This window comes from Sulfitobacter aquimarinus (genome assembly GCF_040149565.1).
Taxonomy (GTDB): domain Bacteria; phylum Pseudomonadota; class Alphaproteobacteria; order Rhodobacterales; family Rhodobacteraceae; genus Sulfitobacter; species Sulfitobacter aquimarinus.
In genome coordinates this window covers 24039-39827 of record NZ_JBEFLO010000012.1, presented here as the reverse complement: position 1 = coordinate 39827, position 15789 = coordinate 24039, and the positions used below count along the sequence as shown (strand labels likewise).

9 protein-coding genes are annotated in these 15789 nt (G+C 61.1%); 6 read left to right on the top strand and 3 right to left on the bottom strand.

Translation table 11 applies throughout. From position 1 onward, the window contains the following. The first annotated feature begins 33 nt into the window (after positions 1-33). Complete coding sequence (locus tag ABMC88_RS16720; protein WP_349578034.1) at positions 34-2223, top strand: NADP-dependent isocitrate dehydrogenase; 2190 nt, start codon at positions 34-36, stop codon at positions 2221-2223. 82 nt (positions 2224-2305) lie between these two features. Here ABMC88_RS16720 and ABMC88_RS16715 read toward each other — a convergent pair whose 3' ends face one another. Next, on the bottom strand, positions 2306-4855 hold the full coding sequence (locus ABMC88_RS16715; protein WP_349578033.1) for a calcium-binding protein: 2550 nt from the start codon (positions 4853-4855) through the stop codon (positions 2306-2308). A 39-nt stretch (positions 4856-4894) separates the two neighbouring features. After that, positions 4895-7456: a calcium-binding protein gene (locus ABMC88_RS16710; RefSeq protein WP_349578032.1), complete on the bottom strand. Its 2562-nt coding sequence runs from the start codon at positions 7454-7456 to the stop codon at positions 4895-4897. Positions 7457-7723: 267 nt separating this feature from the next. On the opposite strand from ABMC88_RS16710, the gene ABMC88_RS16705 reads away from it, so the two are divergent. The 4 genes from ABMC88_RS16705 to ABMC88_RS16690 all read left to right on the top strand — a co-directional run bounded on the left by ABMC88_RS16705 (position 7724) and on the right by ABMC88_RS16690 (position 12397). Continuing rightward, positions 7724-8152 (top strand): YqaA family protein, encoded by a 429-nt coding sequence (locus ABMC88_RS16705; protein WP_349578031.1) that lies wholly within the window; start codon positions 7724-7726, stop codon positions 8150-8152. Between the two features lie 110 nt (positions 8153-8262). Further along, a complete protein-coding gene (locus ABMC88_RS16700) occupies positions 8263-9885 on the top strand; it encodes a GMC family oxidoreductase (protein ID WP_349578030.1) in 1623 nt (540 codons plus the stop codon). A 28-nt stretch (positions 9886-9913) separates the two neighbouring features. Continuing rightward, entirely contained in the window at positions 9914-11530 is a 1617-nt protein-coding gene (locus ABMC88_RS16695) for a long-chain fatty acid--CoA ligase (RefSeq protein WP_349578029.1), read from the top strand. 93 nt (positions 11531-11623) lie between these two features. After that, positions 11624-12397, top strand: a complete 774-nt coding sequence (locus ABMC88_RS16690) for a helix-turn-helix transcriptional regulator (protein WP_349578028.1) — start codon at positions 11624-11626, stop codon at positions 12395-12397. Here ABMC88_RS16690 and ABMC88_RS16685 read toward each other — a convergent pair whose 3' ends face one another. Continuing rightward, on the bottom strand, positions 12398-13303 hold the full coding sequence (locus tag ABMC88_RS16685; protein ID WP_349578027.1) for a LysR substrate-binding domain-containing protein: 906 nt from the start codon (positions 13301-13303) through the stop codon (positions 12398-12400). It abuts the gene before it with no gap. A 116-nt stretch (positions 13304-13419) separates the two neighbouring features. On the opposite strand from ABMC88_RS16685, the gene katG reads away from it, so the two are divergent. Then, positions 13420-15624 (top strand): catalase/peroxidase HPI, encoded by a 2205-nt coding sequence (gene katG / locus ABMC88_RS16680; protein ID WP_349578026.1) that lies wholly within the window; start codon positions 13420-13422, stop codon positions 15622-15624. Positions 15625-15789: the final 165 nt, after the last annotated feature.

Here is a 15789-nt window from a genome sequence, read left to right as displayed (position 1 = left end):
GAGGGGCAAATCCATAGCCAGAGGGAATCTCTCATGTCCGATATTATCTACACCAAAGTTGATGAAGCGCCCGAGCTGGCCTCTGCCTCTTTCCTGCCGATCATCCAGAAATTCGCCGCCGCAGCGGGCGTGTCGGTCGGCACCAAAGACATCAGCCTTGCGGGCCGCATCCTCGCGACCTTCCCCGAGCATCTGACTGCCGATCAACAGCAAAGCGATGATCTGGCAGAGCTGGGCCGTCTGGTAAAGACGCCCGAGGCCAACGTGATCAAACTGCCCAACATCTCGGCCTCTGTGCCGCAGCTTGTCGCCGCGATCAAAGAGCTTCAATCCCAAGGGTTTGCACTGCCCGACTACCCCGAAGCCCCAAGCACAGACGCGGAAAAAGCCGTGCGCGCCAAATACGACGGCATCAAGGGCTCGGCTGTGAACCCTGTTCTGCGCGAAGGCAACTCGGACCGCCGCGCGGCAAAGGCTGTGAAAAGCTTTGCCCAAAGCAACCCGCACCGCATGGGCGAATGGACTGCCGATAGCCGGACCGTTGTGTCGTCGATGTCGGGCGGTGATTTCTTCTCGAACGAAGTTTCCACCACGCTGGCGAATGAGGCCACAGCCAAGATCGTTCTGGTCAACGACGCCGGTGAGACGGTCCTGAAAGAGGGCATCACATACCCCGCAGGCACCGTGGTCGACGCAACCTATATGAGTGCTGCGGCCCTGCAAGCGTTCCTGGCCGAGCAGATCGCCCAGACCAAGAAAGACGGCACGCTGTTTTCGCTGCACATGAAGGCGACGATGATGAAGGTCTCTGACCCGATCATCTTTGGCCACGCGGTCAAAGCCTTCCTCGCGCCCGTGTTCGAGAAGCACGGCGACGCGATGGCCGATCTGGGCGTGAACCCCAACTCGGGCCTTGGCGATTTGCTGGCCCGTGTCGAGGGCAACGCCGACATCATGAAAGATATCGAGGCCTGCATGGAAGCGCGCCCGCCGATGTATATGGTCGATTCAGACAAGGGCATCACCAACCTGCATGTCTCCTCGGACGTCATCATCGACGCCTCCATGCCGGCCCTGATCCGCGCAGGCGGCAAAGGCTGGGGCCCCGACGGGAAAGAGGCGGACGCCAACTGCGTCATCCCCGACAACTCCTATGCGCCCGTCTACGACGAGACGATCAAGTTCTTCAAAGAGAACGGCAAGATGAACCCTGCCACCGCAGGCACCGTGCAAAACATCGGCCTGATGGCGCAAAAGGCCGAGGAATACGGCTCTCACCCCACCACGTTCGAGTTGCCTGCCGCGGGTACCGTCAAGATGATTCTCGACGATGGCACCGTGCTGCATGAGCATACCTGTGACGCGGGCGACATCTGGCGCTCTGCCTCTGCACGCAAGGCTCCCATCGAAGACTGGGTGAACCTCGCCATCGACCGCCAGCGTGCCGAAGGTTGCCGCGCGATCTTCTGGCTGGACGCGGACCGCGCCCACGACGCCGAGCTGATCGCCTATGTCAAACCCATCCTCGAAGCAAAAGGCGTAGCCGATAAGTTCGAGATCATGGCCCCGCGTGAAGCGACCCGCGCCTCGTTCGAGACGATCACAAAGGGTGAGAACACGATCGCGATCACCGGCAACGTGCTGCGCGACTACCTCACCGATCTGTTCCCGATCCTCGAGCTGGCGACATCGGCCAAGATGCTGTCGATCGTGAAGTTGATGCAGGGTGGCGGTTTGTTCGAGACAGGCGCGGGCGGTTCTGCCCCCAAGCACGTCCAGCAGTTGAACGAGGAAAACCACCTGCGCTGGGACAGCCTTGGCGAATTCTGTGCGCTGGGCGAAAGCCTGACGTTCCTTGCCGATAGCAAGGGCAACGACAAGGCCCGCGTTCTGGGGGCCGCCGTTGATGCCGCGACCCAAGGGATCCTTGACCACGGACGCTCGCCCTCGCGCAAGGTAGGTGAGCCTGACAACCGCGCCAGCCACTACTGGTTTGCCCGCTACTGGGCCGAGGCGCTGGCGATGCAGAACAGCGATGCGGAACTCTCCGCGCATTTCGCACCCGTTGCCAAAGCACTGGCCGATGGCGAAGAGGCGATCCTGAGCGAACTGGCCGCTGTGCAAGGTGCCGCGGCTGATCTGGGCGGCTATTTCCGCACAGACGCGGCCAAGACAGCCGCCGTGATGCGCCCGTCGGCCACGCTGAACGCAATCATCGGCTAAGGCCGCTGACCACACGAAAAACAAAGGGCCACGCATCGGTGAATGATGCGTGGCCCTTTTCCGTTTGTGCAGGGGGCAGGGGTTAAAAGATGAAGTCGCCCGCGTCAAAGTCGGCCAGTGCAGCGTTGGCGAAGGTCACGGTATTTGCGCCGCTACCCAGCACCACGGCAGTGCCGATCTGGGTTGCGTTGGCGGTCCAGTCGGCAAAGCTGTTGACCAGCGACAGGGCACCCACATCAATAAGGTCCACCGCGCCGTTCCAATCGGTCACCTGGTCCATGCCGTGCCCGTCTTCAAAGACAAAGGCATCCGCGCCGGTCCCGCCTTGCAGCGTGTCATCGCCAGTGCCACCGACAAGCTTGTCTCCGCCTGCGCTGCCCACAAGCCAATCCTGACCCGCGCCGCCAGAAAGCGTGTCATTGCCACCACCCGCAAAGAGGTCGTCATTGCCTGCGTCGCCGCTCATCAGATCAAAGCCCGCGCCGCCTTCCAGTTTGTCGTCGCCCGCGCCGCCCGACATCTGGTCAGAACCCGCGTTGCCGACGATCCGGTCTGCATCGGCGCCCCCCGTCATCGTGTCATTGCCCGAACCACCAAAGAGCGTGTCAGAACCCGCACCGCCCGACAGGTTGTCAGAGGATAGGCCACCGCGCACCAGATCCGCGCCCGCGCCGCCCGTCAGCACATCCGCGCCGGTCTGGCCGTCCAGCGTATCGTCGCCCTTGCCGCCAAAGACCGTGTCGGCCCCCGTACCGCCCTGAATGACGTCATTGCCGCCGCTGCTGGTGGTTGATGTTTCACTGTCGCCAAAGATGCGGTCGGCGCCTGCGCCTCCATAAAGGCTGTCATCGGCGCCAACGACGGTATTCGTGGTGGCGCTGTCGCCATAGATCGTGTCATTGCCCGCACCGCCATAGATCGTGTCAGTGGCCCCGATGACGGTGGCATTGGTGGCCGTGATGGCATCCCCGCCGATCATGTCGTCACCGCCCCCGCCATAGATCGCGTCGCGTGCTCCGGTTACGGTGCCTGCTGATGCGGTTTGTACGTCTCCGCCGATCACGTCGTTGCCTGCGCCTCCGTAGACGGTATCGGCGCCGCCTGCCGCATTCTGGCTGGTGGTGGTGAAATCACCGGCGATGCTGTCATCCCCCAACAAGCCGTACAGCACGTCACTGCCGCCCAGATTGGTGCCCGTCGAAGCGGTCACCCGCGCATCGCCGTGCACCATATCATCACCGCGACCCGCGCGGACGGTGTCATTGCCGCCTGTGAAATCCACGCTGTTGTCCACGCGGTCGACATCGCCATAGTAAAAGCCCGCCGAAGTCGAGCTCGACAAGGTTTGGATCATGTCATTGCCACCTGTCAGTGTGGCAGTGCCGTTCACGTTAAAGAAATCGCCCACAAGGTAGGCATCGGTAACATCGGCAAGGTTGCGGATAATGTCATTGCCGCCCGTAATATTGCCGCCGCCAGACCCGTCAAATGAGCCGCCTTCACCGATAAGCTGAGCAAATGTGACAGTGCCATCTGTCAGGGTGATGACGTCATTGCCGCCCGTTTGCGATGTGGTGGGGGCGGTAATGCTGTTGGCATCGCCGTTCACAAAAATAAAGCCCGTCCCCGCCACGTCGATCGTGTCAGACCCGAAAACGACGTTGCTGTTGGTGACATTCCCGACATCGCCCCCGACGAAAGAGCCTGCGGTGCTGTCATCACGCACGGTAATCGTGTCATCGGCAGCGGTGAATATGCTGTTGGAGATCGCGTTGCCGTCGCCAAAGATGTTCGCATTCAATCCCGAGGTCACCTCGATCGTGTCCTGGCCCGCCACGAATGTACCGGTGTCCAGATTGTCTATATCGCCATACAGCGCGTAATTCCGGGTGGAGCCGGTCGCACCCACAAAGACGTCGTCCCCGCCAGAAGAGGCACTGCTGAGAGACGTGAGATCGTCCGCATCGCCATAGAAGGACACGCTTGGCAGACCGCCGGTCGAGGTCAGCTCGACCATCGTGTCATTGCCGCCCGTCAGCGCCGCGCCCGTCGTGCTGCCCCCCAAATCGCCATAGACGTTTGAATAGGTGCCGGTGAAGAAGTCGTCGCCGCCGTTCAATGTGGCCCCTGCCGCCATTGATATCGCATCGCCATAAAGTTGTAGCTGCCCGATGCCACCCTGAAACTGGTCGCCGCCGCCATTGAGAGTTGTGCCTGTCGCAACATGGATCGCGTCTCCCCCGATGGCGGTAAAGCCCACGGGTGTGCCAAGGCGGAAGATGTCATTGCCCTGCGCCATCGCGGCATAAAGCGCGTCTTGTGCTGCGGCGGTAGACGTCATCGAAATCATGCCGGCGTCGATAGACAGGCCGGTGATGATCACATCGGGATTTGTCGCATCCGCGTTGTCCACGGCAATCTCGATCGAGTTGATGGTGCCAGTATAGGGGTTTGCCCCGCCCACAAACGACAGGCCAACGCCCGAGATTTCGATATCGTCATTCACCGACAGGTTAAAGTTGGTGTAGGAAAAGTCGCCGCCGTTCTCGACAGTTTCGGTTGCGTTAAAGCGGAAGGCATTGGTGAAATTGTTGAACACCGCATCGGCGTTGATGAGATCGAAAATGGCCATGGGAGAGATACTCTTTTCTGAAAGTAACAGGGTGAAGGTCTAGAAAATAAAGTCGGTTGCGTCGAAATCTGCCAGTGTGCTGGCGGCGAAAGTTATAGTGTTTGCACCGCTGCCCAGCACAACAGTGCCGCCTGCCTGTGCCGCGTTTGCGGTCCAGTCGGCAAAGCTGTTCACCAGAGTTAGTGCGCTGACGTCGACACGGTCTGCAGCGCCGTTCCAGTCGTTCACGCGGTCAAGCCCGTGCCCGTCTGCAAAGATGAATACATCCGCGCCAGTCCCGCCAGACAGCGTGTTATTGCCGCTGCCACCTTGAAGGTGATCGCTGCCGGTGCTGCCGAACAACTGGTCGCTGCCCGTGCCACCCTCCAGCGTATCAAGACCCGCACCGCCCAGCAGCAGGTCGTCGCTTGCATCCCCGCTGAGGCTGTCGAAACCCGCGCCACCCTCGAGCCGGTCCACGCAGGCGCCGCCGCTGATGATGTCAGACCCCGCGTTGCCCGCGATCAGATCAGCGCCGTCTGCGCCCGCAAGCGTATCGTCGCCATTGCCACCGTAAAGGCTGTCATCGCCTGTGCCTCCGTCAAGCAAATCCACAGCTTGACCACCCCGCAGCACGTCGTTATCCGCCCCGCCAAACAGCGTCTCAGTCCCGCTTTGTCCGTCGAGGGTATCATTGCCGCTTTGCCCCATCAGGCTGTCGCTGAAGTTGCCGCCCGCGATAACGTCATTACCACCGATTAGCGTGCCGCCTGCTGCGCTCTCGCCGTAGACGGTGTCGTTGCCCGAGCCGCCAAAGATGAAATCATCGCCCCCCGCGATGATAAACCCGTCCCCCGCGTCGCCCACAATCAGGTCCGCGCCCGCGTCACCGTGCAGGACATCGTCGCCGCCTGCCACAGTGGCGTTGGCTGTGTCTGCCATTGTCGCATCGCCGTAAACCGTGTCGTTGCCGCCGCCGCCGCGAATGCTGTCGACGCCGCCGGTTAGCGCAGTAGCACCCAGAACCGAGCCTACGTCGCCTGCAATCACATCATTGTCCGCGCCACCGTTCAGCACGTCCATCCCACCTGTCACATCTACGGTGGTCGAGTTGAAGTCGCCGATGATCAGGTCATCGCCCACTTCGCCGAACGCGGTGTCGTTACCCGCGATAATCGTGCCCGATGCGGCGATTTGACGCGCATCACCGTAAATTGTGTCGTCGCCACGGCCTGCGCGGATTGAATCGCTCCCGCCGCCAAAACTTGCGCTTACCAGCACCGCAACGGCGTCGCCGAAGTAGGTGGTGTCGAGGGCAGTCTGGCTGATCGTCTCGATCCGGTCGTTGCCGCCGTAAAGGGTTGTTCCAATGCTCACTTGGGTTGCATCGCCGAAAAAGACAGCTGAATTCAGGTTGCCGAAGTTCCGGATAATATCGTTGCCGCCCGTATATGTGCCGTTGGTCGATGCGCCTATGAAACGTGTGAAGTCGCCATACACGCTTACGCTTGCGGTTTCCCCGGCACTTATGGTGATGACATCCTCTCCCCCGATCATCGGTGCGGTGTTTGTGTTGAGGTCTTGTGCGTCGCCATAGATGACGCGGCTGCCCGAGCCGCCTACCGAGATCGTATCGTTGCCGAACATCACCGTGGAATTATCAACGTCTTGTGCATCACCATAGATCGCAGCGGCACCCGTGCTGTCTGCACGCACCGTAATCAGGTCATCGCCCGCCGTCATTACCGCAGCATTTTCCATCAGTGCCACATCACCGAAGACCAAGGAGGTGCCCGCACCGGCAGTCAGTGTTATCGTATCGTCGCCCGATGTGAAGTCGACATTGGCAATTTCGTTTGCATCGCCTCGGATGAAATACTGACGTGTCGAGCCGACTGCACCAGTGAACGTGTCATCGCCACCGCTGGACGGCCCCCCTTGGGTGATGTTTCCTACGTCACCGGTAAAATAGACAACCGGTTGCTGCCCGACCGAAGGGCCTTCTATGAAGGTATCATTGCCCCCGTGCAGCACGCCGTTGCCGACCAGCAGCTCTGCGTCACCATGAACAATCGCAAAAACGCCGTCAAAGGTATCATTCCCACCGGTCAGTGTAGCATTGCTTCGAATACCGTAAGCGTCGCCAGCCACCACGACATCTCTGCCGCCGCCTAGGAACATATCGCTTCCAGCGATCGCGTTTGTGCCGCTCAAAACGTTTCGGAAATCTCCTGCAACATCAACAAAATCCGGGGCAGGGGCCAATAAAAACGTGTCATTGGAAACCGCTAGCGCCGCATAGAAAGCGTCATAGGTTAGGCCCGAAGGTCCAGCCAGCAAGCTGGCGTCGACGGATACCCCAGAGATCACGATATCCGGGTTGGTCGGGTCGGTGCCATTGATGCTAATTTTGATATCGGTGATCGTCCCTTTGTAGGGATCGTTGCCCCCTACAAAGGCAAGGCCCGTGCCCGTAATCTCGATGTGATCGGCGGTCGGGTTTGCCGTATTCAGATAGGCGAAATCCCCGCCATTCTGGACAAGATCGGCCGCCGCGAAACGAAAATCACTGTTTGCGTTAAAGTTGCGCTCATCAATATTGCTAAAGTCGAACTGGGCCATGATGCCCCCCTTACGTGTCCAAGTGAATTTGCTTAAAAAGACGGTACAGACCAAGGGACGTAGCGCCCCCTCGCGAGGGTGTCCTCTCGGCGCAGCCTTGGTCAATGCGGTGTGCGTGAAAAATACGTTAATTCTGCACGCGATATACCATAGATGCGTTGATGGCGGCGTTTCCCGCAGGGCGGGTCGGGCGCAGTGGTCCTTGCGGGCTTGCATTCGCTGCCAGACACCGCACAAAGGCATCAGACGCAAAACAGGGGCTTTGGGATGATTGGATACGCGGGCCTTTTTGCATCGGCGTTCCTTGCTGCCACGCTATTGCCTATGGGGTCCGAGGCCGTGCTGGTGGGGTTATTGCTGCAAGGGGATCACCCGCTGGTCTTGCTTCTGGTGGTGGCAACCGTTGGCAATGTCGCCGGTTCTGCGCTCAATTGGGTGTTGGGGCGGTTTGCGCGCAAGTACGAGGGCAGGCGGTGGTTTCCAGCCAGCCCCGCGCAGATTGCGCAGGCTCAGGCATGGTATCTGCGCTATGGTAAATTCTCGTTGCTGCTGTCTTGGGTGCCCATCATCGGCGACCCGATCACGGTGGTCGCAGGGGCGCTGCGCACGCCGTTGGTGACGTTTCTGGTGCTGGTGACGCTGGCCAAGGCCACGCGCTATGGCGTGCTGGCATGGGCCACCTTCGCGTTGATGTAGCCCGGCGGCGTGTGACGCTGCGTGAGCGGGCGCGCCTGCACGCATAATCCCATAGACACCGCGGGCCAAGACTGGCTTATTTTCCAGTGTGTAACGCGGGGAGGGCGGAGATGCGCTTTGACTACGTGATTGTTGGAGGGGGATCGGCGGGATCGACGCTGGCTGCTCGCCTGTCCGAGGACCCCGAAACAAGCGTTTGTTTGCTTGAGGCAGGCGGGACGGGCACGCATTGGGCCATCCGCGCCCCTGCTGCGGTGGTGTCCATGCTGCCGGGCTATGGCAAAATCTCGAACTGGGCTTATCAGACGGTGGCGCAAGCGGGGCTTGGCGGGCGCAAGGGCTATCAGCCACGCGGCAAGGCGCTGGGCGGATCAAGTGCGATCAACGCGATGCTTTATGTGCGCGGCCAGCGCGAGGATTACGATGGCTGGGCAGACATGGGCTGCACGGGCTGGGGCTGGGACGATGTGCTGCCCTATTTCCGCAAGTCCGAGGGCCACGAGGACGGCGACAGCGCAATGCACGGCGGCACAGGGCCGCTTCAGGTCAGCCACCAGAAATCTCCGCGCCCGATCACCCGCGCGTTCATCGAGGCGGCCAAACAGCACCAGCACCGCGAGGTCACAGACTTTAACACCGGCGATAACGACGGCGTGGGCCTCTATCAGGTGACGCAATTCCATGATGCTGCCCGCAATGGCGAGCGGTGCTCGGCTGCGGCGGCCTATCTGCACCCAGTGATGGACAGGCCCAACCTGACCGTCATCACCCGCGCCCACGCCACGCGCCTGTCGCTGGAAGGCACTCGCGCCACAGGCGTGCATTACCGCGTTGGCAAGGCCGATAAACACGTGGGCGCGGCGCGTGAGGTGATCTTGTGCGGCGGGGCGTTTAACTCGCCGCAGTTGCTGCAATTGTCGGGCATCGGGCGCCCCGACGACATCGCCCCCCACGGGATCGAGGTTGTGCATGAACTGGCAGGTGTCGGGCAAAACCTGTCGGATCATCTGGACATGACGCTGGCCTATAAATCCAAAGACACGGATAATTTCGGCATCGGCCTGCGCGGCACGGTCAATCTGGTGAAGCACATCCTTGAGTGGCGCCGCACGGGCAAGGGCATGATTGCCACGCCGTTTGCCGAAGGGGCGGCCTTTTTGAAAACCGATACGGCGCTGCCGCGGCCCGACATCCAGCTGCATTTTGTGATCTCGGTGGTGGATGACCATGCGCGCAAACTGCACGCGGGCTATGGCTATAGCTGCCATATCTGCGTGTTGCGCCCTGCATCTCGGGGGACTGTGACACTGGCCAGTGCGGACCCGATGGCAGCACCCGCCATCGACCCCAACTATCTGGCCGAAGACGCGGACTTGCGCACCCTGATCAAGGGGACCAAAATGGCGCGTGACATTATGAAAACGCCGCCCCTTGCCGCCTTTGAGCATAAGGAGCTGTTCGGCATCCGCGACGGGATGGACGATGCGGAGTGGGCCGCGCAGATCCGCGCCCGCGCCGATACGATTTACCACCCCGTAGGCACCTGCAAAATGGGTGTGGATGACATGGCCGTGGTGGACCTTGCCTGCCGCGTCCACGGGATGCAGGGGCTGCGCGTTGTCGATGCCTCTATTATGCCCACCGTTCCCAGCGGGAACACCAACGCCCCCACGATCATGATCGCCGAGAGGGTGGCAGATTTGATAAAAGCGGACGCAACAGCCGCCGCCTAAGTAACCAGAAAAACAGGAGAAAGACCCCATGTTCGGACAAATGATGCACATGCCGTTGACCATCGGCAGCCTGATCGACCACGCCGCCCGTTTCCACACCGCAGGTGAGATCGTCTCGGTCGAGACGACAGGCGGGATGGAGCATTCAACATGGGGTGAGGTCGGTGCCAATGCCCACCGTCTGGCCAGCGCGCTGCGCAAGCTGGGGCTGGAAGAGGGCGCACGCTGTGGCACGATTGCGTGGAACAACCGCCGCCACCTCGAGATCTACTTTGGCGTCGCGGGCGGCGGGTTTGTCTGCCACACGATCAACCCGCGCATGGGGCCTGAACAGATGGTCTATGTCATCAACCATGCCCGCGACGAGGTGTTGTTCATCGACGCAACCTTCGTTGCCGCAGCGGGCCAACTGGCCCCCGCGCTCAAACACTGCAAACACATCGTCTTGATGGGTCCACGGGATGAAGCTGCCGCCGAAGCCGTGCCGGGGCTTATGTTCTTTGACGAGCTGTTGGAGACAGGTGACGCGTCAGAGCCGTGGCCCGAACTGGACGAGAATGCCGCCTCGAGCCTGTGCTATACCTCCGGCACCACGGGCGACCCCAAGGGCGTGCTGTATTCCCACCGCTCAACCGTGCTGCACACAATTGTGGGCAACCAGCCTGACGCGCTCAATATCTCGGCCCGTGATACGGTGCTGCCTGTGGTGCCGATGTTCCACGTCAACGCGTGGGGCGTGCCCTACATTGCCGCGATGACGGGCTGCAAGCTGGTGCTGCCGGGGCCAAATCTGGACGGGGTCAGCCTTGTGAACCTGATTGACCAGTCTGAAACCACGCTGGCGCTGGGCGTGCCTACGATCTGGATGGGCCTGCTGGGCGCGCTGGAGACGACGGGCAGCAAGATGCCGAGCCTGACGCGCACGGTTGTGGGCGGCTCTGCGCTGCCGCCGTCGATGATCCCGAAATTCGCGGCTTACGGCGTTGATCTGATCCACGCGTGGGGGATGACCGAAACCTCGCCTTTGGGCTCGGTGAACCAGCTGCTGCAACGCCACACCAAGCTGAGCGTGGAAGAACAGGCTGAAATTCGTCTGGGGCAGGGGCGCCCACCCTACGGCGTTGATCTGCGCGTGATAGACGATGCAGGCACCGTGCTGCCCCATGACGGCGAAGCGCAGGGCGATCTGCAAGTGCGCGGCCCGTGGATTGTGGATACGTATTTCGGCAAGGACGCGCCCGCACTCACCGACGACGGCTGGTTTGACACGGGCGATGTGGCGACCATCAACGAGGAGGGGTTCATGGTGATCCGCGACCGCTCCAAGGACATCATCAAATCGGGGGGGGAATGGATTTCGACCGTGACGCTGGAGAACATTGCCATTTCGCACCCTGCCGTCACCAATGCCGCCGCCATCGCCGCGCTGCATACCAAATGGGACGAGCGTCCCGTGCTGGTGGTCATCAAGGCCGACGAGGTGTCAGAGGCCGATCTGCTGGCGTATTACAAGGGCAAGGTCGAAAGCTGGCAGGTGCCCGACCGCGTGATCTTTGTCGATGAATTGCCCATCGGCTCGACAGGGAAGGTGCAGAAAAACAAACTGCGCGAAGCCTACGGCAACGTCCTTCTTGACGCTGAATAAGGCAGGTTGCGCGGCCCTTGGGCCGCGCTCTCCCGATTGATGTTGCGTTTGGCGCGGGCTGTGCCAAACTAACGCAGCATCTGGGGAGATACGATGAGTGACGGCCAAACTGCGCAATCCTTGCGCGGCACTGTAAATGCATTGATTGCGGCAAAGGACGTTCTTGGCGCGTGGAACATCTGTGCCGACGCGTTGCAGCAACGCGGAATGGTGAACATTGTCTATGGCGCCACGCGGGTGCCGACCTGGGGCATCATCGGCGATGGCAAGGACGCGCTGGTCCTGTACCGCGGGCCGCAAGCCTACGCCGACATTTATCTGGGCGAAGAGCTATACCGCCACTCGCCGACCTATGAATGGGCCGAAACCAATTCAGGCTATGCCAGCTGGGCCGAAGCCGTCGAACAAAGCAAAATCGTGCCGACAAAGGAACAGATGCGGATTATGCAGCTGAACGTCGAGTATGGCTGCCTTGCGGGGTATGTGGGCGGATTAAACCAACTGGTGCCGGGGATGCGCGGCGTTGTGGGGATCAGCCCCGGGCGTAACCTGACACCGGCGCAAACCGATGCGCTTTGGGAAAAGGTCGGGCCGGACATCCAGATGCTGTGCAATCTGATGCACCTGCGCTTTGCCTCTTTGCCGCAAATCTCGCAGCGCCGCCCGCTGACCAGTCGCCAACGCGAGGCGCTGACGTGGTGTGCGCAGGGCAAGACGATGCAAGACGTGGCGACCATCATGCAGCTTAGCGTGGCGACGGTGGAAAAACACCTGCGCCTTGCCCGCGAAGCGCTGGACACGCAAACCACTGCCCATGCGGTGCAAAAGGCGACATCGCTGAACCTGTTGGTGGAAACGCAAACCTAGCTAAGCAAACGCGGGATGCGCCGCGGCTGCCGCGCGGACCAGCCCTGCAATGCCTTCCAGTTGCGCCGCCAAAGCAGAGGTGTTGCGCCAGATCATGCCAACGGTTCGTTTCGGGTGCGGCGCACCCATTGCCGCCACATGCACATTGGCCGAACGTGTCTCGACCGGAATGGCCATTTCGGGGATCAGCGTCACGCCAATACCCGCCCCCACCATCTGCACCAAAGTGCTAAGCGACGAGCCATCCAGCCCCTCACGCGGCAAAGCGTTGCGCGTGGCACAGAACGACAGCGCCTGATCCCGAAAGCAATGGCCTTCCTCCAGCAGCAGCAACTTCATCTGGCTGAGCGTGTCCATATCGGGCACGGGGCGGTCCGCGTCATGTGCAGGGCGCACCAGCATCATCGCCTCGTCGAACAGGGCGACCTCGGTCAAAGACGGCTCGGACACGGGCAGGGCGACGATGGCACAGTCGAGCTTGCCCGCGCCCAGTTCCTCGATCAATTTGTGGGTCATCGTTTCGCGCACCAGCAGGTCGATGTCGGGGTGGGCGGCGGTGATCTGCCCGATCACCGAAGGCAGCAGATAGGGCGCAATTGTCGGGATCACCCCGATGCGCAACCGCGTCAGCGCCACGCCGCCCGTACTGCGCGCCATATCCGACAAGGCTTCGGCATCGCGCAAAATCTGCGCTGCACGGGGTTTGAGCTGTTCACCAAAGGCCGTCAGACGCACCTGCCGCGCACTGCGTTCAAACAGTTGGTGGCCCAGTGCCGTCTCTAACGCGGCGATCTGCGCCGACAGGGCGGGCTGCGAGATGGCGCAAACTTCGGCAGCGCGGCCGAAGTGCCCTTGGCGGGCGACGGCCTCGAAATAGCGCAGCTGTTTCAGTGTGTAGTTTATCATAACCTAAGCCTATCACAGTAATCAGAAAATAAAACTTAAAGATATGACGGCGCTTTGTTAGAACGATTCCAGAGGGGCCGCGAATCCCCGTATCATCAAACCAATGGAGAGAGCACATGGACGGATCAGATAACGGTACACAGGGCGGCTGCCCCATGGGTTTCGGCGCAGGTGGCGCGGCGAAAAACAGCGCGCGCAGCAACCGCGACTGGTGGCCAAACCAGCTGAACCTCAAGATGCTGCACCAGAATATGCCCGCGACCGATCCGATGGGCAGGGATTTCGACTATGCCGAAGCGTTCAAGCAGCTTGATCTGGATGCGGTGAAGTCCGACATCTTTGCCCTGATGAAAGACAGCCAGGACTGGTGGCCCGCAGATTACGGCCACTATGGCCCGTTCTTTATCCGCATGGCGTGGCACTCGGCGGGGACATACCGCACGGCGGACGGGCGCGGCGGTTCTACCTCCGGCACACAGCGCTTTGCGCCGCTGAACTCATGGCCTGACAACGGCAACCTGGACAAGGCGCGCCGCCTGTTGTGGCCCGTAAAACAAAAATACGGCAACAAGATTTCATGGGCCGATCTGATGATCCTCGCGGGCAACTGCGCGCTTGAGGACATGGGGTTTCAGACATTCGGCTTTGCCGGCGGTCGTGTCGACATCTGGGAGCCCGAGGAAGATATCTATTGGGGGTCCGAGAACGAGTGGCTGGCCGAAAGTGGCGGCACAGGCAGCCGTTACACCGGCGAACGGGATCTGGAGAACCCGTTGGCCGCTGTGCAGATGGGCCTGATCTATGTGAACCCCGAAGGGCCGGACGGTAACCCCGATCCGCAAGCCTCGGCGCATGATATTCGCGAAACATTCGGCCGTATGGCGATGAACGACGAAGAAACTGTGGCCTTGGTCGCCGGTGGCCACACCTTTGGCAAATCCCACGGTGCGGGGGACGCGGGTCTTGTCGGGGCCGAACCCGAAGGTGCCCCGATCGAGGCGCAAGGCTTTGGCTGGCTCTCGACCTTCGAGAGCGGCAAGGGCAAGCACACGATCACGAGCGGAATCGAGGGAGCGTGGACGCCAACGCCGATCACATGGGACATGTCCTATTTCGACATGCTGATGGACAACGAGTGGGAGCTGACGAAATCCCCCGCGGGTGCCAACCAGTGGCGCCCTGCAAACGGTGCCCTGTCCGACGCCGTGCCGGACGCGCATGATGACGAGCGTCACGCGCCAATGATGACAACAGCGGATCTGGCCCTGAAGGTCGATCCTGCCTACCGCGCCATCTCCGAGCGGTTCCACGCGAACCCTGCCGAATTCGCAGATGCCTTTGCCCGCGCGTGGTTCAAACTGTGCCACCGCGACATGGGCCCGTCCATCCGCTACCTCGGCAAGGAAGTCCCCTCCGAAGTGCTGATCTGGCAGGACCCTGTGCCGCTTCCGGATCACGAGCTGATCGGGGACGCGGATGTGGCCGAGCTGAAGAAACAGATCCTCGGCTCTGGCCTGACAACGTCCGAGTTGGTGGAAACGGCTTGGGCCTCGGCCTCGACGTTCCGCGGGTCGGATAAACGCGGCGGCGCCAACGGTGCCCGCATCCGTCTGGCGCCAATGAAGGATTGGGAGGTCAACCAACCTGCGCAATTGGCCAAGGTTCTGGACAAGCTCGAAACCATCCGCAGCGGTTTCGGCAAGCCAGTTTCCATGGCGGATATAATCGTGCTGGCAGGCTCTGCCGCCGTTGAGGCCGCGGCCAAAGCGGGCGGTTACGACGTGACTGTGCCCTTCACGCCGGGCCGTGGCGACGCGACCCAAGAGATGACGGATGTAGAAAGCGTTGACGTGCTGAAGCCTGCCGTTGACGGGTTCCGCAACTATCAAGAGCGTGAATTCAACGTCTCTGCCGAAGAGCTGCTGGTGGACCGTGCCCAACTGCTGACCCTGACCGCACCCGAGATGACCGTTCTGGTCGGCGGCCTGCGGGTTCTGGGCGCGACCTATGGTGGCCTGTCGCACGGTGTCTGGACCGACAATGTCGGCACGCTCAGCACCGATTTCTTCCGCGCACTGATGGAAATGGGCGTCACATGGAAAGCCGCGACCGAGACAGGCGATGTCTTTGAAGGTCGTGATACCACCACAGGTGAGGTCAAGCGCACAGGCACCCGCGTTGATCTGGTCTTTGGCTCCAACAGTCAGTTGCGCGCACTGGCCGAGGTCTATGCCGCGGACGATGGCGAAGCGCTGTTTGTGCAGCAATTCGTTGACGCGTGGGTCAAAGTGATGGAGCTGGACCGCTTCGATCTGGCCTAAGGCCGCCTGATAGAAACACCAAACGCGGCCCTGTCAAATGGGCCGCGTTTTTTATGCCCCGTGCCATACGGCAGCGTATGTTGGGCGAGCAGAATAGCGTCCAACAGGGCCGTGATGTCCGTTTAGGTGGGGGGCGCTGAGGATCGAGGCTCAGCTGCCCCCGCA